General features: G+C 64.4%; 16 protein-coding genes. 1 reads left to right on the plus strand and 15 read right to left on the minus strand.

Going from position 1 to position 21,422, the window contains the following annotated elements:
• The 15 genes from ABID37_RS07140 to ABID37_RS07210 form a co-directional block, all read right to left on the minus strand.
• On the minus strand, nt 1-203 hold a 203-nt coding region (locus ABID37_RS07140; RefSeq protein WP_354193567.1), incomplete at its 3' end, for a helix-turn-helix domain-containing protein.
• A 317-nt stretch (nt 204-520) separates the two neighbouring features.
• On the minus strand, nt 521-1,210 hold the full coding sequence (locus ABID37_RS07145; protein ID WP_354193568.1) for a response regulator: 690 nt from the start codon (nt 1,208-1,210) through the stop codon (nt 521-523).
• The gene (locus ABID37_RS07150; protein WP_354193866.1) at nt 1,207-3,903 is read right to left on the minus strand and encodes a DUF4118 domain-containing protein; all 2,697 of its coding nucleotides are present in this window, start codon (nt 3,901-3,903) and stop codon (nt 1,207-1,209) included. The genes ABID37_RS07145 and ABID37_RS07150 overlap by 4 nt, the downstream gene beginning before the upstream one ends.
• Before the next feature lie 104 nt (nt 3,904-4,007).
• Complete coding sequence (gene kdpC / locus ABID37_RS07155) at nt 4,008-4,577, minus strand: potassium-transporting ATPase subunit KdpC (protein ID WP_354193569.1); 570 nt, start codon at nt 4,575-4,577, stop codon at nt 4,008-4,010.
• Nucleotides 4,578-4,589: 12 nt separating this feature from the next.
• Nucleotides 4,590-6,650: a potassium-transporting ATPase subunit KdpB gene (kdpB, locus tag ABID37_RS07160; RefSeq protein WP_354193570.1), complete on the minus strand. Its 2,061-nt coding sequence runs from the start codon at nt 6,648-6,650 to the stop codon at nt 4,590-4,592.
• A gap of 23 nt (nt 6,651-6,673) precedes the next feature.
• Nucleotides 6,674-8,377 (minus strand): potassium-transporting ATPase subunit KdpA, encoded by a 1,704-nt coding sequence (kdpA, locus tag ABID37_RS07165; RefSeq protein ID WP_354193571.1) that lies wholly within the window; start codon nt 8,375-8,377, stop codon nt 6,674-6,676.
• 7 nt (nt 8,378-8,384) lie between these two features.
• Nucleotides 8,385-8,474: a K(+)-transporting ATPase subunit F gene (kdpF, locus tag ABID37_RS07170; RefSeq protein WP_354193572.1), complete on the minus strand. Its 90-nt coding sequence runs from the start codon at nt 8,472-8,474 to the stop codon at nt 8,385-8,387.
• Between the two features lie 311 nt (nt 8,475-8,785).
• On the minus strand, nt 8,786-10,579 hold the full coding sequence (gene ngg / locus ABID37_RS07175; RefSeq protein WP_354193573.1) for an N-acetylglutaminylglutamine synthetase: 1,794 nt from the start codon (nt 10,577-10,579) through the stop codon (nt 8,786-8,788).
• A gap of 1 nt (nt 10,580) precedes the next feature.
• Nucleotides 10,581-12,356, minus strand: coding sequence for an N-acetylglutaminylglutamine amidotransferase (locus ABID37_RS07180; protein WP_354193574.1), 1,776 nt, complete (start codon nt 12,354-12,356; stop codon nt 10,581-10,583).
• A gap of 119 nt (nt 12,357-12,475) precedes the next feature.
• Nucleotides 12,476-13,276, minus strand: a complete 801-nt coding sequence (locus ABID37_RS07185) for a FadR/GntR family transcriptional regulator (RefSeq protein ID WP_354193575.1) — start codon at nt 13,274-13,276, stop codon at nt 12,476-12,478.
• Between the two features lie 5 nt (nt 13,277-13,281).
• Nucleotides 13,282-14,079: an ATP-binding cassette domain-containing protein gene (locus tag ABID37_RS07190; protein WP_354193576.1), complete on the minus strand. Its 798-nt coding sequence runs from the start codon at nt 14,077-14,079 to the stop codon at nt 13,282-13,284.
• Nucleotides 14,076-15,872, minus strand: coding sequence for a dipeptide/oligopeptide/nickel ABC transporter permease/ATP-binding protein (locus ABID37_RS07195; protein ID WP_354193577.1), 1,797 nt, complete (start codon nt 15,870-15,872; stop codon nt 14,076-14,078). Before ABID37_RS07195 ends, ABID37_RS07190 begins: the two co-directional genes overlap by 4 nt.
• Nucleotides 15,869-16,816, minus strand: a complete 948-nt coding sequence (locus ABID37_RS07200) for an ABC transporter permease (RefSeq protein ID WP_354193578.1) — start codon at nt 16,814-16,816, stop codon at nt 15,869-15,871. The genes ABID37_RS07195 and ABID37_RS07200 overlap by 4 nt, the downstream gene beginning before the upstream one ends.
• 71 nt (nt 16,817-16,887) lie before the next feature.
• The gene (locus ABID37_RS07205; RefSeq protein WP_354193579.1) at nt 16,888-18,453 is read right to left on the minus strand and encodes an ABC transporter substrate-binding protein; all 1,566 of its coding nucleotides are present in this window, start codon (nt 18,451-18,453) and stop codon (nt 16,888-16,890) included.
• A 249-nt stretch (nt 18,454-18,702) separates the two neighbouring features.
• Nucleotides 18,703-19,860: an osmoprotectant NAGGN system M42 family peptidase gene (locus tag ABID37_RS07210; protein WP_354193580.1), complete on the minus strand. Its 1,158-nt coding sequence runs from the start codon at nt 19,858-19,860 to the stop codon at nt 18,703-18,705.
• Nucleotides 19,861-20,255: 395 nt separating this feature from the next.
• Between ABID37_RS07210 and ABID37_RS07215 the strand changes: the two genes are divergently transcribed.
• Entirely contained in the window at nt 20,256-21,419 is a 1,164-nt protein-coding gene (locus ABID37_RS07215; RefSeq protein WP_354193581.1) for a mandelate racemase/muconate lactonizing enzyme family protein, read from the plus strand.
• Nucleotides 21,420-21,422 lie beyond the last annotated feature (3 nt).

Here is a 21,422-nt window from a genome sequence, read left to right on the forward strand (position 1 = left end):
AAGTCCGCAAATCCGTCGAGGCGCGAGCCGCGCCGTCGCCCTTGCGGCCGCGGTGTCAACTCGCCGATCTTGGCCCGTGCGATCCACCGGATCGCACTCGATACCCCGACACCAAACCGGGCTGCTGCTTGCCGCGCCGACATGCCTTCATCCGACGCCTTCAAAACACGTAACCGAAGATCCTCACTGAGCGCTCTCGCCATCGTTCACCTCCATCAAGGTCAACGTTGAATCAGCAGGAAGCCAACGCGTCACATCACAATCGATTCATCAATCCCCGGATGCGCTCTAGCGGCTGCCAGTTCGTGGTGGTTTCGGCTGGCGGCGCCCGCCAATCCCCTGACCGCGGTGACTACGTGATCGCTTATGCGCTTCCAAAGGAATAGGGACCAGGACAGCTTCGGTCCCTGGCCAAAGTCTTTCCCTGTCCGCCAGATTGCGCTCGCCTGCTCGATGCCGGCGCCGTTGAAGGTCGTCGGCCGTGCGCATCCGGAGGATCTTTAGTCGCATCTTACGGGGGTCAATCCATTCTGAGCCTGTAGCCGATGCCCGTCTCCGTCAGGATATGGCGCGGCTGCTCGGGGTTGGCCTCGATCTTCTGACGAAGCTGGCGGACGTAGATGCGCAGATACTGCACATCCGTTTCGCCGCCCCAGATCTCGTTCATCAGCATGCGATGGGTGAGCACTTTGCCGGCATGGGCGACCAGCATGCGCAGGATATCGTACTCCTTCGGCGTGAGCTTCACCTCGTCGCCGCGCAGGCGCACGATGCGACGCACCAGATCCACCTCGAGATCGCCGCTGCGGAAGACCGGCTGTTCACCTTGCTGTTGCAGCCGGTGCCTCAGCGCTGCCCGGATGCGGGCGAAAAGCTCCGCCGTGCCGAACGGCTTCGTTACATAGTCGTCGGCACCCAGATCGAGGGCCTCGACCTTGCCCTTCTCGTCGGCGCGACTCGACAGCACCAGGATCGGCACGGCGTTGCCGCCATCCCGCAGGGCGCGGATCACCTCCAGCCCGTCCATATCGGGCAGGCCAAGATCGAGGATGACCAGGTCGGGGCGGGCGCGCTCCACGTCGGCGAGCGCGCTGCGTCCATCGCCAGCTTCAATCACCTGAAAGCCTTGCGAACCCACGCTGGTGCGCAACAGCCTGCGGATCGGCGGTTCGTCGTCGACGATCAGGATCGTGGGGGCATTCGCGTTCATGGCGCGGTCTCCGGTTTGACGGCGTCCGGCACCGGCAGGGTAACGGTGAAGACGGCGCCGTGACCGACAACCCTGTTGCCCGCCTCGATCGTCCCGCCCATGGCTTCGACGAAGCCGCGGCAGATGGCAAGGCCAAGCCCGGTGCCGGCGCGCTGGCTGTCCGATTTGCGCACGCGATAGAACTTGTCGAAGACGCGGCCCAGTTCCGGTTGCGGAATGCCGGGCCCTTCGTCCAGCACCTGGAGACGAACCGACATTCCCTCGCGCCTGCCCGCGACGCGGATCGCCGTTCCAGCCGGGGCGTATTTGGACGCATTGTCGAGAAGGTTGAACAGAACCTGCTCGAACAGGACAGGGTCGAGCCTCACCATGGGCAGGTCTGGCGCCAGCTCCGTCTCGACCCGGTGGTCGGCCAGAATTCGTTCCGCCCGCCGCAGCGTGCTGCCAACCACCTCGCTCACGTCCACCAACCCCATGTTGGGCATCAGCGCGCCCGATTCCAGCTTGGTCATGTCGAGCAGGTTGGCGATGAAGCGGTTCAGCCGCTCCGCCTCCTCCTGAATGGTGGAAAGCAGCGCCTTGCGATCATCCGGCGTCAGCTCTGGCAGCGCCGCCAGACCGTCCGCGGCCCCGAGGATGGAGGCGAGCGGTGTCCTCAGGTCATGCGAGATGGAGGTGAGCAACGCCGCCTGCAGGCGGTCGCGTTCGGCAGCCCGCTGCGCCTTGTCGAATTCCTCCGACAGATTGATGCGCTCGATGGCCAGGGCCGCCTGATCCGACAGGGCATCGAGCAAGCGCTGCTCGTCCGGCGTCAGGATCGGGCCCTGCTTGTCGCTGTCGATGCCGACAACCGCGACCGGGCCACGCCCCGTTCGCATCGGCAGGAACAGGCGTCGGGCTCCCGGCAGGGTGTCGGCGCCGCGTCCAGCCGGCCGGTTGCTTTCCCACGACCATTTCGCGGCCGCCAGGTCGGCCTCCTCGGCGACGTCTTCGGGTGGCCATGCGGTCTTCAATTCTAGAGATCCGTTCTCCGGCAGAAAGAGCACGACCCTGACCTTGAGCATGGAGGCCACCTGGGAGGAAATCGCCCACAGCAGGTCATCCATCGAAGCGATGCCGGCCAGCTTGCGGCTGAAGAGATACAGGTCCTCAGTGGTCCGGGCGCGCTGGCGGGCCACCATGGCCTGCGCGCGTACGCTGGCCGTCAGGTTGGAGGCGACCAGGGCCACAACCAGGAAGAAGAACAGCGCCACCACGTTCTCGGGGTCAGCGATGGTGACGCTGTAATAGGGAGGCAGGAAGAACAGGTTGAAGGCAAGCACGCTGAGCAGACTGGCGAACAACGCAGCACCCAGGCCGAAGACGACGGCGCTGATCAGCACGGCGGTGAGGAAGACCAGCGCGACGTTTTGCACGTCGAGGAAACGGTCGAGCACTTCACCGCAGCCGAGCGCGACGGCGACCAGCCCGGCGCTGACCAGATAGGGCCGCACCTCGAACGGTGCCGTGGCCGGGCGCGTATCGACACTCTTGGCCGTCGGCGTATCCCGTTCGTCGCCGGTGACGACATGAACGGCGACGTTGCCCGCCTGCCGCACGATCTCGTAGGTGATCGAGCCGAAAAGCAGTTCGTGCAGGCGCGAGCGTTCGCTGCGGCCGATGACGATGTGGCTGAAATTGTTCTTTGCCGCATAGTCGAGAATTTCTCCGGCGAGTTCGCGGCCGGGTACCGTCACCGCCTCGCCACCCAGCCGCTCGGTCATGCGCAGGGCCGCTGCGATGCGGTCGCGTGCCGCCTCGCCAAGCCGCAGCGCGCGCGGCGTCTCGACATAGAGCGCAGTCCAGGGCGCACGCAGCCGTTCCGCCATCCGCCGCGCATAGCGCACGAGCGCGGCCGCCTTGGGATGCTCGTTGACGACGACCAGAACGCGGTCGCCGGCCGACCACGGGCCGGAGATCGCGTGCGCCTGCATATGGGTGAGCAACTGCTGGTCGACCCGTTGCGCGGTGCGGCGCAGCGCCAGCTCCCGCAACGCCGTCAGATTGCCGGGCGAGAAATAGTGGGACAGCGCGCGCTCGGCCGTTTTCGGGACGTAAACCTTGCCCTCTCTCAGCCGCTGGATCAGGTCGGTTGGCGTAAGGTCGATGACCTCGATCTCGTCGGCGCGGTCGAGGAAGGCGTCGGGCACGGTCTCGCGCACGCGGATGCGGGTGATCTGCTGGACGACGTCGTTGAGGCTTTCCAGATGCTGGATGTTGACGGCCGTATAGACGTCGATGCCCGCGGCAAGCAGGTCCTCGACGTCCTGATAGCGCTTCGGATGCCGGCTTCCCGGCGCATTCGTATGCGCCAGCTCGTCGACCAGAACCAGCGCCGGCTTGCGCGCCAGTATGGCGTCGAGGTCCATTTCCTCCAGATGCCGGCCGTTATAGTGGACCTGCCTGAGCGGGACGATCTCGAAGCCGTGCACAAGTGCTTCGGTTTCGGCGCGCCCATGCGTTTCAATCAGGCCGATGACGACATCGACACCGGCGCGGCGCTGGGCGGCGGCACTCAGCAGCATCTCATATGTCTTGCCGACGCCAGGCGCGGCGCCAAGGAACACCTTCAGGTGGCCGCGTGTTTCCTTCGCCGCCTCCATGAGCAAGGCCACCGGATCGGGACGCCTGTCCTGGCCGTTCTGGTCTGGCATTTCGGGTCCGTTCACCGTCTCATCGTCCGGGCCAAAAGCGGCCATGCCGCGCCAGAATCCTCGCCGCTCCACGATTCGGCAAGATCGAGGGGCACGCTCCCCCCTTACTTAGTCCCTGTCGCGTCCAGTGCCAGATTGAGCTGAAGCACATTCACCACGGGTTCCCCGATCAGCCCGAGCCAGCGTGGCTCCGTGCCGGCCTCCACCACTGCGCGCACGGCGTCTTCGGGAAGCCCACGCGCCCTGGCGATCCGGGGCACCTGGAACAGCGCCGCCTGCGGCGTCAGGTGCGGGTCGAGCCCGCTGCCGGAGTTCGTCACGAGATCGACCGGTACCGGTGCGGCCGGATTTTGCCCCGCCAGTGTCTCGGCATCCGCCTTCACCCGTGCGATCAGCTTTGCGCTCGTCGGGCCGAGATTGGAACCGCCGGAAAGGGCCGCGTCGTAGCCGTCGCCGGCAGCCGAGGGGCGGGGGCGGAAGTAGCCCTCGCCGGAGAAGTTCTGGCCGATCAGCGTCGAGCCGACGATGCGGCCATCGCGCTCGATCAGGCTTCCGTCGGCCCGGGCGGGGAACACCGCCTGCGCCAGGCCGGTGACGGCGAGCGGATAGAGGAGGCCGGTGATCACGGTGAATGCCACGATCATGAACAGGGCGGGACGGATATGGGCAAGCATGTCGATTGTCCTTCAAACGAGGCCGGCGGCGTTCAGCGAAATGTCGATCGCCTTGATGCCGACGAAGGGAATCAAGACGCCGCCGAGGCCATAGACGAGGAGGTTGCGCCGCAGCAGCGCGCCGGCGCCGATGGCACGGTACTTGACGCCCCTCAGGGCCAACGGGATCAGCGCGACGATGATCAGCGCGTTGAAGATGATGGCCGACAGGATGGCGCTTTCAGGCGAGCCGAGGCGCGTGACGTTGAGCGCCTGGAGCTGCGGATAGAACGCCACGAACATCGCAGGGATGATGGCGAAGTATTTCGCGACGTCGTTGGCGATGGAGAAGGTGGTCAGCGAGCCGCGCGTCATCAAAAGCTGCTTGCCGATCTCCACCACCTCGATCAGCTTGGTCGGGTCGGAGTCCAGATCCACCATATTGCCTGCTTCACGCGCGGCCACGGTGCCGGTGTTCATCGCGACGCCGACATCGGCCTGGGCGAGCGCCGGGGCGTCGTTGGTGCCGTCGCCGCACATCGCCACCAGCTTGCCCTTGGCCTGCTCGGCGCGGATCAGGTCGAGCTTGTTTTCCGGTGTCGCCTGGGCGAGGAAGTCGTCGACGCCGGCTTCGGCGGCGATGGCGGCCGCGGTCATCGGATTGTCGCCGGTGATCATCACCGTGCGGATGCCCATCTGGCGCAAGGCGGCGAAGCGTTCGCGGATGCCGCCCTTGACGATATCCTTCAGGTGAACGATGCCGAGCAGCCGGCCGTCGCGCGCCACCGCCAGCGGCGTGCCGCCGGACTTGGCCACGCCTTCGGCGATCTTTTGGAGCTCGCGTGAGGAATCGCGTGCCTTGCCGGTCCGACCGCTCGCCGTATCGAGATGGGCGAGCATGGCATCGACCGCGCCCTTGCGGATGGAGCTGCCCTCGATGTCGACCCCGCTCATGCGCGTCTGCGCCGTGAACGGCACGAACTGGGCGTGCAACTGGCCCATGTCGCGCCCCCTGATGCCATATTTCTCCTTGGCGAGCACGACGATCGAGCGGCCTTCCGGCGTCTCGTCGGCCAGCGAGGAGAGCTGCGCGGCGTCGGCAAGCTCCTGCTCGCCAACGCCCGCCAGCGGCAGTAACTCCGTTGCCTGGCGGTTGCCGAGGGTGATGGTGCCGGTCTTGTCGAGCAGCAGCGTGTCGACGTCGCCGGCGGCCTCCACCGCGCGGCCCGACATGGCCAGTACATTGAAGCGCACCAGCCGGTCCATGCCGGCGATGCCGATCGCCGACAGCAGGGCCCCGATGGTGGTCGGGATCAGGGTCACGAACAGCGCCACCAGCGCCACGACCGGGATCGAGCCGCCGGCATAGGTGGCGAAACTCGGAATGGTCGCCACCGCCAGCACGAAGATGATGGTCATGCCGGCAAGCAGGATGTTGAGCGCGATCTCGTTGGGCGTCTTCTGGCGCTGCGCCCCTTCCACCAGCGCAATCATGCGGTCGAGGAAGGTGGAGCCGGCGGCGGCGGTGATGCGCACCTTGATCTGGTCGGACAGCACCTGGGTGCCGCCGGTGACGGCTGAGCGGTCGCCGCCGGATTCGCGGATGACGGGCGCCGACTCGCCGGTGATCGCCGCCTCGTTGACCGAAGCGACGCCCTCGATCACCTCACCGTCGGAGGGGATGATGTCGCCCGCTTCGACCACGACCACGTCGTCGACCTTGAGGCTGGTGGCCGGCACCAGCTCGTAGGTCGATTCATCGGGGGCGAGGCGCTTGGCGTCGGTCTGGGTGCGGGTTTGGCGCAGGGCGTCGGCCTGGGCCTTGCCACGGCCCTCGGCGACCGCTTCCGCGAAATTGGCGAACAGCAGCGTGAACCAGAGCCAGACGATGATCTGGAAGGAGAAGCCGAGCTGTGCGCCGCCGGTCAGGAAGTCGCGGACGAAGATCAGCGTGGTCAGCGCCGCCACCACCTCCACGACGAACATGACCGGGTTGCGGATCTGCGACCGGGGATGGAGCTTGGCGAAGGCCGAGCGCATGGCCGGCCAGATGATGTCGGGGTCGAAAACGCTGATGTCTGCGGGCTTTGCCATGATGGTCTCCTGTAGCGCCACGCCTAGAAGGACTGCCCGGCGAGCATGGCGAAATGCTCCACCACGGGGCCGACGGCGAGCGCCGGGAAATAGGTCAGGCCGCCGACGATCAGCACGACGCCGACAAGCAGGCCGACGAACAATCCGCCATCGGTGGGGAATGTGCCGATCGAGGCCGGCACGGTCTTCTTCGTCGCCAGCGAGCCGGCGATCGCCATCACCGGCACGATGACCAGGAAGCGGCCCATCAGCATCGCCAGGCCGATGGTCACGTTGTACCAGGGCGTGTTGGCGGACAGGCCGGCGAACGCGCTGCCATTGTTGGCCGCACCGGACGTGTAGGCGTAGAGGACCTCCGAATAGCCATGCGGGCCGGCATTGGCGAGCGAGGCGAGCCCGCTGGGTAGCACGATGGCGAGGGCGGTGAAGCCGAGAATGGCGAGCGGCAGCGACAGCACGGCCAGCATCGTCATCTTGACCTCCTTGGCCTCGATTTTCTTGCCGACATATTCGGGCGTGCGGCCCACCATCAGGCCGGCGATGAAGATGGCCAGGATGACGAACAAAAGCATGCCGTAGAGACCCGCCCCGACGCCGCCGATGATGACCTCGCCAAGCTGCATGTTGACCAGCGGGACGAGGCCGCCGAGGGGCATGAAGCTGTCCAGCATGGCGTTGACCGCGCCGCACGAGGCGGCGGTGGTCACGACCGCGAACAGGGCCGACATGGCGATGCCGAAGCGCACCTCCTTGCCCTCCATGTTGCCGCCTTCGATGCCGAGCGCGGCGAAGGCCGGATTGCCGTTGGCCTCGGCCCAGTAGGCCACTGCGACGCCAGCGAGGAACAGCACGCCCATGGCCGCGAAGATCGCCCAACCCTGCCGCTCGTCGCCGACCATACGGCCGAAGACGTTGGTGAGGGCGGCGCCGATGGCGAAGATCGACACCATCTGGACGAGGTTGGTGAGCGCCGTCGGGTTCTCGAAGGGATGCGCCGAATTGGCGTTGAAGAAGCCGCCGCCATTGGTGCCGAGCATCTTGATCGCCAGTTGCGAGGCGGTGGGGCCGACCGCGATGGTCTGCTTTGCGCCTTCCAGCGTGGTCGCCTCGATATAGGCGCCGAGCGTCTGGGTGACGCCCTGGCTGACGTAGAACAGGGCGCACAGGATGGACAGCGGCAGCAGAATGTAGAGCGTGGCGCGGGTCAGGTCGGCCCAGAAATTGCCGACCGTTTGCGCCGAGGCGCGCGAGAAGCCGCGGATCAGGGCCATGGCGACCGCGATGCCCGTGGCGGCAGAGACGAAGTTCTGCACCGTCAGGCCGGCCATCTGGATGAGGTAGCCCATGGTGCTTTCGCCGCCATAGCCCTGCCAGTTGGTGTTGGTGACGAAGCTGACGGCGGTGTTGAAGGCGGAATCGGGGGCGACGGCCCCCATCTGCATGGGGTTGCCCGGCAGCAGGCCCTGCACCCTTTGCAGCGCGAACAGAAACACGAAGCCAGCCGCGTTGAAGGCGAGCATCGCCACCGTATAGGCGAGCCAGTGCTGCTCGCGCCGCTGGTTCACGCCGGCACCCGCATAGAGAAGCCTTTCGACGGGCCCGAGCAGCGGTGCCAGCAAGGTGCGCTCGCCTTCCATCACCCGCGCGATATAGCCGCCGAGCGGCCGTGCCAGCGCCACCACGATGGCGCAGAAGAGTGCAATCTGGATCCAGCCATTGAAGGTCATGATGGCCTCAGAAACGTTCGGGGCGGATAAGGGCATAGACGAGGTAGGCGAGGATGAACGCGGCCACGAGGCCGCCCGTCGCATAGTCGAGGATCATGGTGTTTCCCCTCACAGCCGTTCACTGCCGACGCCGTAGAGGATCGACAGGACAAAGAAGCCGAGGCCGATGGCCAGCATGGTGATATCGAGCATTGAGCCGTTCTCCGGGGCTCATGCGCTGTCCCGGCAGGGCAACGTATGAGCTGTGTTCAGCCCCGGGAAATTGATGGGAACGGCATATATTTTCGAGAGAGGCCGCCGCCGGCCCTCATAGTATTTTCATATATGAACCGGCCGGTTGCGGCTGATTTGGGTCAGAGCCGTCGCGGGAACGGTACGTGTCGGAAGCTTCCGGCTTGCCGGCACAGTTCAATTTCTTCTGTCGCTGCGGCTGCCCGGAAAGAGCAACTCGACAAAGCTCTCGGCAGTCGGCTGCGGCTCATGGTTCGCCAGGCCCGGACGTTCGTTGGCCTCGATGAAGACATAGTCCGGCTGGGCCGGATCCCTGACCATGAGGTCTATGCCGACAACGGGGATGTCTATCGCGTTCGCGGCGGTGCAGGCGGCTTCCACGAGCGCCGGATGCACGCTGGCCGTAACGTCGTGGATCGATCCGCCGGTGTGAAGGTTGGCCGCTTTGCGCACGGTGATTTCGCGGCCTTCCTCCAGCACCGTGTCGAGGTCGAGTCCCTGCTCGGCAAGGCAACGGTCCGTTTCCGCATCGAGCGGAATGCGGCTTTCTCCACCGGTCGCCGCCGAACGCCGGCGCGATTGCAGCTTGATGAGGCCGCGAATGTCGGTGGCACCGTCGCCGATCACGCGGGGAGGGCAGCGCACGGCGGCGGCGACAAGCTTGTAGCCGATGATCACCAGCCGCAGATCGGTGCCGGTGAAGCAGGCTTCCAGCAGTACCCGCTCGCAGACCTGGCGAGCCGTGGCAATCGCTTCTTCCAGTGCCTCCATCGTCGTGATGCCGACCGAAATGCCGCGACCCTGCTCGCCGCGTGCCGGTTTGACCACAACCTTGCCATGCCTGGCGAGGAAGGTCGCAAGGGCCTTGCGGTCCTCGCCCGCCTCGATCTGGTCGGGAACGCTGAGGCCTGCCGCGGAAACGACCCGGCGGGTGATGGCCTTGTCGTCGCAGATCGACATGGCGACACCCGAGGTCAGTTCCGAAAGACTTTCGCGGCAATGGATCGACCGCCCCCCATAGGACAGGCGAAAGAAGCCGCCCTCGGCATCGGTGATCTCGACATGGATGCCGCGCCGCGTCGCTTCGTCGACGATCAGCCGCGCATAGGGGTTGAGCGCATCATAGGACTGGTGGGGTATCGCGAAGAACTTCTCGTTGATGGCGTTCTTTCGCTTGACCGCAAAAAGCGGCATACGGCGGAATTTGAGCTTTTCGTAGAGTTTGATCGCAAGCGCATTGTCGTGCAGGACCGACAGATCGATGTGCGAAAGGCCGCGCGCCTGGAAATGCTCGGCCAGCTTGCGCACCAGTTTCTCGCCAATACCGGGCTGGCGAGCCTGCGGATGCACGGCAAGGCACCAGAGCGAGGCGCCGCACTCCGGATCGCCGAACAGCCGCTGGTGATCGATCCCCGTGACCGTGCCAACGATTTCGCCCGTCGCGTCATCCTGAGCCAGAAAATAGGTGATGGACCGGTTGTCGCGCTCGGAAGAAAGGAAGTCCGACCGGATCTGTACCATGCCGCAGGCGGCATACACATGGTTGATGCCCTCGCCATCGGCCTCGCTGGCGAGCCGGCGAATGGTGATACCGCGTGTGCGGCGCGTTTGGGGCCGATAGGTCGAAAGGTCCAGCCGATAGGTATGCGAGGGGTCGAGGAAGATTTCCTGGGGTGCGTGAGTGAGCAGCACATGCGGATCGCGTACATAGAAGGCGATGTCGCGACTGGACGGCGCTTCCTTTCTCAATTCCGAAAGCAATGCCTCGTCGCCGGCAAAGGTCTGGGCGAAGAGGAGGCGGCCCCAGCCGCAATCCAGCACCACGTTCTTCCCCGGTTTGGCGGAAGGCTCGGGCCGGCCCGTCTGCCGTCCCGGCTGGGCGCGGGTTCTGAGCCGCGTCAGCCGGTGGGTGACGGCTTTCGTTCCCTTGTTGCGGTGGCTCGCCGCGGTCCTGTCTTTTGTCTTCGTCATCCTACACTCCCTGCTCCTGGAGCCACATTTCCAGAAGCCCGGCCTGCCACAGCTCCGAACCCCGCAAAGGCGTGATGTGGTCGGACGGATTTGCGAACAGGCGCTGGAGGTAGTCCTGCCGGAAGAGGCCACGATCCCGCGCTTTTCCCGAGTTGAGGACATCGCGGATCATATCGAGATAGGGGCCGGCGATGTATTTGAGCTGCGGCACCGGAAAATAGCCCTTCTTGCGGTCGATCACCTCGCTTGGCACGACCTTGCGCGCCACATCCTTGAGGATGCCCTTGCCCCCGTCGCGCAATTTCTCTTCCGGCGGGATGCGCGCGGCAAGCTCCACCAGCTCATGGTCGAGGAAGGGCACCCGTGCCTCCAGTCCCCAGGCCATGGTCATGTTGTCGACGCGCTTGACAGGATCGTCCACCAGCATAATCGTGCTGTCGAGGCGCAGCGCCTGGTCCACCGGTGTGTCGGCGCCATCGCGCAGCAGATGCTCGTTCAAAAGGTCCGCGCTGACATCATGCCCGACGATCCACTCGTCCGAGAGCTGCGTCGCCAGCGTCGCGTGCGAACGGTCGCGGAAGGCTTTGCCGTAGTCGGCAACGACATCGTTGGAGTTCATGAGCGGCGGGTACCAGTGGTAACCGCCGAAGACCTCGTCGGCGCCCTGACCCGACTGCACGACCTTGATGTGCTTCGAAACCTCCTTCGACAGCAGGTAGAAGCCGACATTGTCGTAGGAAACCATGGGTTCGGACATGGCGGCGATGGTGCCGGGCAGGGCATCCATCAAGCCGGCGGAGGGCACGAAAATCTTTTGGTGATCGGTGCCGAAATGACTGGCGATAAGATCGGAATAGACGAACTCGTCGCCCTTTTCACCGTTCGCCTCCTCGAAGCCGACGGAAAAGGTCATCAGGTCGTGCTGGCCGGCTTCGGCGAGCAGGCCGACGATCAGGCTGGAATCGACACCGCCGGACAGGAGCACGCCGACGGGTACGTCCGCAATCATGCGGCGCTTGACGGCGATACGCAGCGCGTCCAGCAGATGCTCCTGCCATTCCTCGCGCGTCATGGCGGCATCGCCGGGCCGGCGTGCATAGGGCGGGTCCCAATAGCGGCGATCCACGAAAGCGCCGTCGCGGTCATAGATGCGGATGGTTGCCGGTGGCAGCTTGCGCACACCGTTGAGGATGGTGCGCGGTGGCGGCACGACCGCGTGAAACGTCATGTAGTTGTGCAGGGCTGCGGGATCGATCGAAGTGTCGATTCCGCCGGTCTTTACGATCGCCGGCAAGGTCGACGCGAAACGCAGGCCGCCCTCGATGCCGGCCAGGTAAAGCGGTTTGATGCCGAAGCGATCGCGTGCCATCACCAGACGACCGGTATCACGCTCGTGGATGACGAAGGCGAACATGCCGTGGAAGCGCGAGACGCAATCCTCGCCCCAAGCATGCCAGGCCTTGAGGATCACCTCGGTATCGCCGTCCGAAAAGAAGCGGTAGCCCTCGCCCTCCAGCTCGGCCCGCAACTCGCGAAAGTTATAGATGCAGCCGTTGAAGACGAGCGACAAACCAAGGTCCGGATCGACCATCGGTTGTTGCGATTTGTCGGAGAGGTCGAGGATTTGCAATCGTCGATGGCCCAATCCCACATTCCCGCGCACTACCACTCCCGATGCATCGGGCCCGCGAGGCGCGAGCACGTCCGCCATGATCGAGACTGCCGCCACCGACGGCGAACCGCCGTCGAACCTGACTTCTCCACAAATTCCACACATAAACCGGGTCTAAACCTCCATCGTTGGTACCCTGTATGACGTCAGGGCCGTGGAGAGTTCCACGGCCCTGCGCCTATGAAATACAATGTCATACGCGCCGTTATGTTCCCTGGCGCTCATCAATCGGCCGTAGTGGCCCCTGCGATCGCCTCCGCGCGCGCCAGCATGTAGGCCTCGGCAAAGGCCATGTGCTCCGCGGCGATACGGCGGGCATCTTCCGCGCGGCCGTCCTTCAGGGCGGCCATGAGGCGATACTGGAAGGAAAGCCCTTCCTCACGCGAGACGGCCGATTCATCGGCATAGATCCGCCGCGCGGCAGGGAGTTCGCGCAGAAGATTGTGCATCAGGCCGCTGAGGAAACCGAGCAGCGGGTTGGGGCAGAATTGCGCGAGCTGCGAATGGAAATCGAGCTCGGCGACGCGCTGGCGGTACTGCTCCTCCAGATCGCCGGGCGGATGATCGTAGAGCCTGATCGTGCTTTCCAGCAATGCGAGTTGCTCACCCGTCACCCGGCCCGCCAGCAGGGCGGCGACTTCAGGCTCGAGGATCTTGCGGATGGCATAGATGTCCGAAAGGCTCGGCTGGTCGAAGAAGAAATGCGTCGACAACAGTTCCATCGCGTGCTGCGCGGAAGGCTTCGCCACGAAGGCACCGCCACCCGGTCCGCTGCGTGTGAAGACGAGGCCCTGTGTCTCAAGCGCCTTCATCGCCTCGCGCACCGTGCCTTTCGCCGCCTTGAAGCGGTCGATTAGGACGAGTTCCTGCGGCAGTCGGTCGCCGGGGGCGAGGCCTTCCGAACGGATGTATTCCTTCATCCGGTCGGCGATGGCCTCCGGCCGGCGTTTGGTCTTGCCGGCGGGCGTGAACAGGCGCTTGCTGTCCTCGCCCGCCAACTTTCTGGTTTCCCTTGAACCGGCCATGGTCGTCACTTCCTGCTGATGCGCGGAGCGCTTGCGACAAGCTGCCGGGTATAGGCATGTTCGGGATGGGCAAAAAGCCGGCTTGCCGGAGCCGTCTCCACCACTTCGCCGAGATACATCACGGCGACCCGGTCGGATATCGCCTCGACCACGGCGAGGTCGTGGCTGATGAAGAGATAGGACAGGTCGAAGCGCGCCTTCAGGTCCCGAAGCAGAAGCAGAACCTGCGCCTGGACGGAAACATCGAGCGCGCTGACGGGCTCGTCGAGCACCATGATTTCGGCTTCAGCCGCCAGTGCCCGAGCAATGGCGATGCGTTGCGCCTGGCCGCCGGAAAACTCGTGCGGATAGCGCGACAGCGTATCTTGGGACAGCTCGACCGCATCGAGCAGTTCCTGCATGCGGGCCCTGCGACGGGGGGCCTCGTAGCCGCACAGCAAGCGCATGGGCGCGTCGAGAATGTCGTGGATTGTCTTTCTCGGGTTGAGCGAGGCCACCGGATCCTGAAAGACATACTGGATCATTTTGCCGAAGGCGCGCGGACCTTCGCGGCGCAATTCCGAGGCGTCGCGCCCGCCGATCCGCATGGTGCCGGACGTCGGCGTTTCCAGGCCGACGAGCATGCGCGCGAGCGTGCTCTTGCCCGAACCGCTTTCGCCGACCACGGCAAGCGTTTCGCCGCGCGCGACGGCGAGCGAAACCGAACGGACGGCCTTCACCTCGTGCCGGGCCTGCCCGAACAGGCCTCTTCCACCGCCGAAGGTCTTGGTGAGGCCGAGGATTTCGATCGCAGCGGCGGTCATGGGACCACCTCCCGCCGGCCGGCGAAAATTCCGGCAACCCGGTCCAGAAAGCGTTCGCCTGTGCCGAGTTCAGGCACACAGGCGATCAGCCGCTTGGTATAGGGATGCTGCGGATCGGTGAGGATCTCACCGGTACTTCCCGTCTCGACGATCTCGCCGTCCTTCATCACTGCGACCCGGTCGCAGATTTCCGAAACCACCCCGAAGTCATGGGTAATGAAGAGCAGAGCCATCCCGCGCTCGCGCTGAAGATTGCGCAGCAGCTCCAGAATGCGCGCCTGGACAGTCACGTCGAGGGCGGTTGTCGGCTCGTCGGCGACGATGACGTCCGGATCATTGGCGAGTGCCATGGCGATGCCCACGCGCTGGCGCTGGCCACCGGAAAGCTGGTGGGGATAATGAGCCGCGCGCTCGCGCGCGTCGGGGATGCCGACCTTGTCCAGAAGCTCGACCGCCTTCTTGCGGCAGTCTGCGGCTCCAGTCCGTTGGTGTGCGGAAATCGCCTCCTCCACCTGCCTGCCGACCGGATACATCGGATGAAGCGTCGTCAGCGGGTCCTGGAAGACGTAGGCGACGCGACGACCGCGGCTGGCGATCAGCTTGGTCTGCGGCAGGGCGAGAACTTCCTCATTGCCGAGATAGATCGCGCCGTTCGTGATCACGCCCGGCGGTGAGGCCACGAGCCCCATGATCGAAAGAGCCGCAACGCTTTTACCCGAGCCGCTCTCGCCGATAAGGCCGAGGCATTCGCCGGGCTCGACATGGAGCGACACGCCCCTGACGGCCAATTCCGTCTTTCGCCCGCGCCGGAAGCCGGTTTCCAGCCCCTCGATCGAAAGCGAGGCTTCCGGTGTGTCGTTCGCCGGCCTTGAGCGGTCGCTTGCGACCTCGGTGACCGGGCCTGGCCGGGCGAGCGCGCCGGAGCGCAGGCGCGGGTCCAGCACGTCGCGGATGCCGTCGCCGAGGACGTTGAGGCTGATGACAATCAGGAAGATCATGACGCCGGGCACGATCGAAACATGCGGTGCGGTGAAGAGTTGCGCCCGTCCTTCGCCGAGCATCGAGCCGAGGTCGGCTTGCGGAGGCTGGGCGCCGAGGCCGAGGAAGCTCAGCCCCGCCGTTTCCAGGATCATCCACCCCGCTGTCGTCGACATGGTGATGACGATCACCGGCAGGACGTTCGGCAGAATCTCGCTCAGGAGGATGGACAGGTGCCCCTTGCCCGAAAGCCGCGCGGCATCGACGAATTCGCGGTGGGCATAACCGAGCGTCACGCCTCGCACATTGCGGGCGAAGAAGGGGATGTTGACGACAGCGATGGCATAGAGCGCATTCATCAGTCCCGGCCCCAGGGCCGCGACGATGGCAAGCGCCAGCAGGATGTAGGGAAAGGCCATCAGCATGTCGATGCCGCGCATCATGACGTTGTCGGTGCGTCCGCCGGCATAGCCCGCCACGATGCCGATCACCGAGCCGACGATGGCGGCGATCAGGGTCGCGGCAAATCCGACGGCAATGGAGACGCGGGTGCCCCACAGCAGGCGGCTCAGAATATCGCGGCCGAGTTGATCCGTTCCCAGCAGGTGGCCCGCCTCCAACACCGGCTTCAGGCGCATGGCCGGTGCGGTGGCATCGGGGTCGGGCAGGGGAAGCAGGGGTACAAACATGACAAGCAGGCCAATCAGCGCGAGCAGTACCAGGCCCGCCGTGGCCAGCCGGTTGTTCAGCAGAAGCTGCCATGAGGTGAGCCGAGCGCCTGCCTCGGCGGCCGTCGTTTCGGCAAGCGCGCTCATGTGCGGATCCTTGGATCGAGCAGGGATTGCACGATGTCGGCAAGCAGGTTGAAGAGCACGTAGCTCGCCGCCACGATCAGAACGCCACCCTGCACGAGAAGGATGTCACGCGTTGAAATCGCCTTCACCAGCATTGCGCCGATGCCGGGCCATTGGAATACCGTCTCGATATAGACGGCGCCGCCGAGCACGAAACCGGCCTGGATGCCGATGACGGGAATGACGCTGACCAGTGCGGCCCGGAAGGCGTGGCCGTAGATCACGCGCCGTTCGGGGAGGCCCTTGGCGCGGGCCGTCCTGACATAGTCCTGTCTCAGAACCTCCAGCATGGCCCCACGTGTCAGCCGTGCGATGACGCCGGCGGCGATGACGGCAAGCGTGGCGGCCGGCAGGATCAGGTGCAGGAGGAGGTCCTCGAAGGTGCCGCCGCCATAGACGGCATACATGCCCGAGGCGGGAAGCAGGCGCCAATGGACGGCGAAGAGATAGATGAGGAGGAGGCCCAGCCAGAAGGAAGGCACCGAGATGCCGGCCAGCACAAGGAAGGTGATGATGCGGTCGGCCCAGCCGAACTGCCGCACCGCCGAGACGATACCCGCCAAAAGGCCGATGACCGAGCACAGCAGCAAGGACACGCCGGCCAGCACCAGCGTTGCCTGGAACCGCTCGAGCACTTCATCCAGCACCGGTCGGTTCAGCGCGAAAGAACGGCCGAAGTCGCCGTGCAGCAGATTGCCAATCCAGATCAGATATTGGTGGACAAGGGGCTTGTCGAGCCCGAGATCGCGATTGATCCGCTCGACGTTTTCCGGCGTGGCATAGGCACCGAGGATGGCTGTCGCCGTGTCTCCGGGGATCAGTGCCATCACCAGGAAGACGATGACGGACAGGCCGAACATGACGGGCACGACAGCGATCAGGCGCTTGAGGATATAGGCCGGCATGGGGAGCCCGGGAGTTTCCTTGGCTGGCGCCGCCGGCAGTCGGGGGCCGGCGGCTGGTTGAGGGGGCGGCTCTACTGCTTGGCCACGCCACGCAGGTCGAGCAGGAACGAGGGTTGCAACTGAAAGTCCTGAACGCCCGCGGTCGTCACGGCGTTCTGCTTCCAGTTGGCGACGAACAGCCAGGGTGCATCCTCGTGCACGATCTGCTGGATCTCTCCGTAGAGCTTGCCCCGTTCGGCCTGGTCCGTCGCTTTACGCGCCTTTTCCAGCAGCTCGTCGACCTTCGGGTTGGAATAGTAGCCCGAGTTGAACCCGCCCTTGTCGGGCATGGCATCCGTGCGCAAGGTAAGATAGGGCACGGTGTCCGGATCGTTTGTCATCCAGGCCATCTCGGCCATGTCGGCCTTGCCCTCCAGCCCCGGATTGACGCGGCCGAGGAAGGTGTTCCACTCGTAGGTCTCGATCTTCACCGCGAAGCCGACGGCCTGCAGGTCCGCCTGGATCGCCGCGCCCATGGTGATCGGATCGAGCATGCCGGAACCGCCCTCGGTGACATAGAAGGTCAACTGCGGCTTCTCGGCGCCCGCTTCGGCCAACAGCGCCTTGGCCTTTTCCGGATCGTAAGGATAGGGTTCAACCGCGCTCTCCACCCAGTTGAAGGCCGGCGGGATAGGCCCCGCCGCAACCGTCGCCGTGCCCTGCAGCACGTCATTGACGAGCGTTTCCTTGTTCACCGCGTAGTTCGCGGCTTGCCGCACCCGCTTGTCGGCGAACGGCCCGCTCTTGGCATTGAGGATGGCGAACCAGACATGCGGGCCGGCCTGTTCGGCCACCGTGAAATTGGCGTCCTGCTTGAAGGTGGCGAGATTGTCCGGCGGAACCTCGACCATGACATCGATGCCGCCGGCCATCATTTCGGCAACGCGCGTATTGGCGTCGGTGATCGGGCGGAAGACGACGGCTTCCAGATTCGCCGCGCCGCCCCAGTAGTCAGGGTTGCGGTCGATCACGACACGCTGGTTCGACAACCATTCGACGAATTTGAACGGACCGGTGCCGGAGGGGTGGCGGCCATAGTCCTTGCCGTATTGCTCCACGGCGGCCGGCGAGACGATCAGCCCGGTCGGATAGGCAAGGTTGGAGAGGAATGGCGCGAAGGCTTCCTTCAGCTTGAACTCGACCGTGTGCGGATCGACTACGTTTACCGCCTCGATCGACGAAAAGTTGAAGGAGAGGGGAAATGGCCCGGTGTCGTAGAACGGGTGGTCCTCACGAAGCATGCGGTCGAAGTTGAATTTCACCGCGTCGGCATCGAAATCGGAGCCGTCATGGAACTTCACGCCCTGGCGCAGCTTGAACGTGTAGGTTCTGCCATCCTCGGAAATGTCCCAGCTCTCGGCAAGGGCCGGCTCGACTTCGAGCGTACCGTCCTTGAAGCGGACGAGGCCGTCATAGACATTGACGAGGATGCGGAAGTCGTTCGTCGCCGTCACCGTATGGGGATCGAGAGACTGCGGCTCGGCGATCTGCCCGACAACCAGAACGCCCGGGGGAGTCTGCGCGGCGACGGGGGAAATCATGCTGCCTGCAAGGGCGATTGCGACCGCTGCAACAGCGCTCCGAAACAGCCTCTTCATGGGGAAGATCCTTTCGATTTGGCATCTTTCGTATGGAATATTTATTCGTATAAATTATGTTGAGTCAATAATTTATCATTATAAAATTAGATGACAGCGGCTTTCCGCGCCTCTTGCCCCGATGGATGAGCTCGATTGTCCGAGCCTGCGGAGGCATCTCCAGTCAAAGCGCGCGGCCGTGCCGCGTCCGCGATTTCGGCGGACAAGAAGCCGGAGCGTTTTGCCATTCGAGGGAGAAGCGGAACGGCCCTAGGACCGGGCCTGTTCGTCGGCCTTGAGGTCCTGCTTGGCCTCGTGAACCTTCTGGTGCGTGAAGCCACGCAGGCCCGAGACTTCCTCGGCATCGCGCTCGATCTGCACTTCGCTTGCCACATAGTGGATCGTCAGGCGCGCGAGCGAGATCAGCGCCTGAAGGTGGATGCGTTCATAACCGTGCGACCCATCGACACCAAAGGTGAGGAGGGCGGTGCGCACGTCGTGCCCGGCCTCGACGGCGGAAGCGGCGTCGGAGCGATAATGGCGAAAGACATCCTTCTGAACCTGGATGGCGTGCTCGCCACAAAGCTCGTGAAGCTTTTTCGACAGATGATAGTCGAAGGGGCCGGTCTGGTCGGCCATGGCAAGCGTTACGCCAAACTCCTGCGAATTCTGGCCGGTTGCGGTCGTACCGTTATCGATGGCAACGAGCGAGGCGATCTCCGGCACCAGCACCGCCGAAGCCCCGACGCCGACCTCCTCGCCGATGGTGAAGAGCCAGTAGGTGTCGACGGGCGTTTCGATCTTCGCGCGCTGCATCGCTTCGAGTGCCGCCAGCATGACCGCGACGCCCGCCTTGTCGTCCAGGTGGCGGGAGACGATGAAGCCGTTGTCGAGAAATTCCGGCTGTGGATCGATGGCGACGATGTCGCCGACGTCGATGCCGAGCTGGAGGAGATCGTCACGCTGGTGCGTCAAGGCATCTACGCGCAATTCCACATGAGGCCAGCCCACCGGCTGCGTATCGACCTCTTCGTTGAACGTGTGCCCCGATGCCTTCAGCGGGAGGATGGTTCCGCGATAGGTGCCCCTGGAGGAAAAGATCGAGGCGCGGGCCCCCTCGGCAAAGCGCGCCGACCAGTGGCCGATGGAGACCAGCTCCAGCCGGCCGTTCTCCTTCAGTGCCTTGACCTGCGCGCCCAGCGTATCGAGATGGGAGACGATGCCGCGCGCTGGTCGCTGGGCAGCCCCTGGCCTCAATGCGCGGATTGCGCCGCGGCGGGTGAGCTTGACCTCGAGGCCGAGACGTTCGAGTTCGCGCGCCGTATAGCGCACCGCTTCGTCGGTGAAGCCGGTCGGGCTCGGGATGTCGAGCAGGGCTTTCAGGCGGCTGGTCAGATAATCGGGGTCGATCGTCCGCGGATTCTGCATGCGGGTCTTGTCGCAATCAGCGCCCCCGGCGTCAAGCAGCCGGAGGGAAAGGGCGGCATGCCCTGGTGAGCCGGCTTGGGTGACATTGTTTTTGTCACGCATTGCCACCGCAGCGATTCGGGATCGGTGCCACCGCTTTCAGTACGATCACCTGATCCATTCTTCAGCGTTTCCGCCGGTGGGCGATCAAAATCACCGCTGGCCTTTGCAGAGGCTTGCGATGCCACATCGGATGGAGGCCTCGTTCTCCGGATCGTGTTCAGTGGCGCCGGGCCATATGGGCGCTCTGCATATCTCTTGCACGGCGCGAATTTCATCAGAAAACCTGATCAATCTGAAAGATTAACTCGATTTTCTGGCAGCACGATATCGGTATTCTCCTGCGCAGGAGACACATGATGCTGAATGAAACCATGCTTTACAGGACTTCTGTCGCCGCCCCGCGGCAGAAGATTGCGCGAATCTCGATCCATGATCTGAAGGGCATCCCGATCACACCACCGCCCTTTCGCGATCGCCCCAGCACCGAGGGCGCGCTTCTTCTGGAAATGGAGACCAATGATGGCGTCATCGGCTGGTCAACGAGCGGTTACACCCATCCCGTGGCGATCGACCTGATCGAAAAATACCTTGCGCCTCGCATCATCGAGGAAGGCGTTGATCCTTTCCGCACCGATCGGATACCCCAGCTTTTCGACCGCCACACCTGGGAGCGCCCGCTGGGTCGCGTGCTGGTCTCGGCGATGGCGATGATCGATATCGCCTGCTGGGACATCAAGGGGAAGACGACCGGCCGCCCGGTGCATCACCTGATCGGCGGCGCTCGCGATCGCGTGCCGGTCTATATCACCCATGGGGCGGCCTATGACGGCGCGCCGGTCTACAGCCGCGAGGAGTTGGCGGCGGAAGCAGCCCACCTCGTTTCGCTGGGCTACACTCACCTGAAGAACACCGTCGGCAGGCAGGCGATCCCCGATCCCGTCGACGACTATTATCGCATGGCGGCGATGCGCGAGGCGGTCGGTCCCGATGTGAAGCTTTCCATGGATGGAAATCTGCGCATGTCGCTTCCCGATGCCGTACGCCTGTGCAAGCTCTGCGAGGAACTCGACATCACCTTCATCGAGGAGCCCGTGCATTATAACGAGCCGCGCAATCTGGCGCATCTGCGCAGCCAGACCCGCATCCGCGTGGCCGCGGCCGAAAACGAGCACTACAAGGCACGCGATTATCTGGAGGCAGGGGCCGTCGACTATCTGCAGCCCAACATCAACAATGACGGCGGGTTGACTGCAAGCCTCAGGATCGCCGCGCAGGCCCACGCCTACAATGTGCCGCTCAGCCACGGCAACGGCAATGGCCCTCACAACATCGCGCTGCATGCAGGCGTTCTGAACGGCGGCCTTGTGGAATACCACTTCCACAAGTGGATGACCTACAACGCGCTGTTCGAGGATGTTCCGCAGCCCGACAAAGGTTGGTTGAACGTCTCGCAGGAGCCCGGCTTCGGTCTGGAGCCGAAAGCCGGGCTCATCGAGGAGTACAAACGCAACAAGTAGTGT

Origin of the sequence: Aquamicrobium terrae, from assembly GCF_040545735.1 — a bacterium.
Classification (GTDB): Bacteria; Pseudomonadota; Alphaproteobacteria; order Rhizobiales; family Rhizobiaceae; genus Mesorhizobium; species Mesorhizobium terrae_A.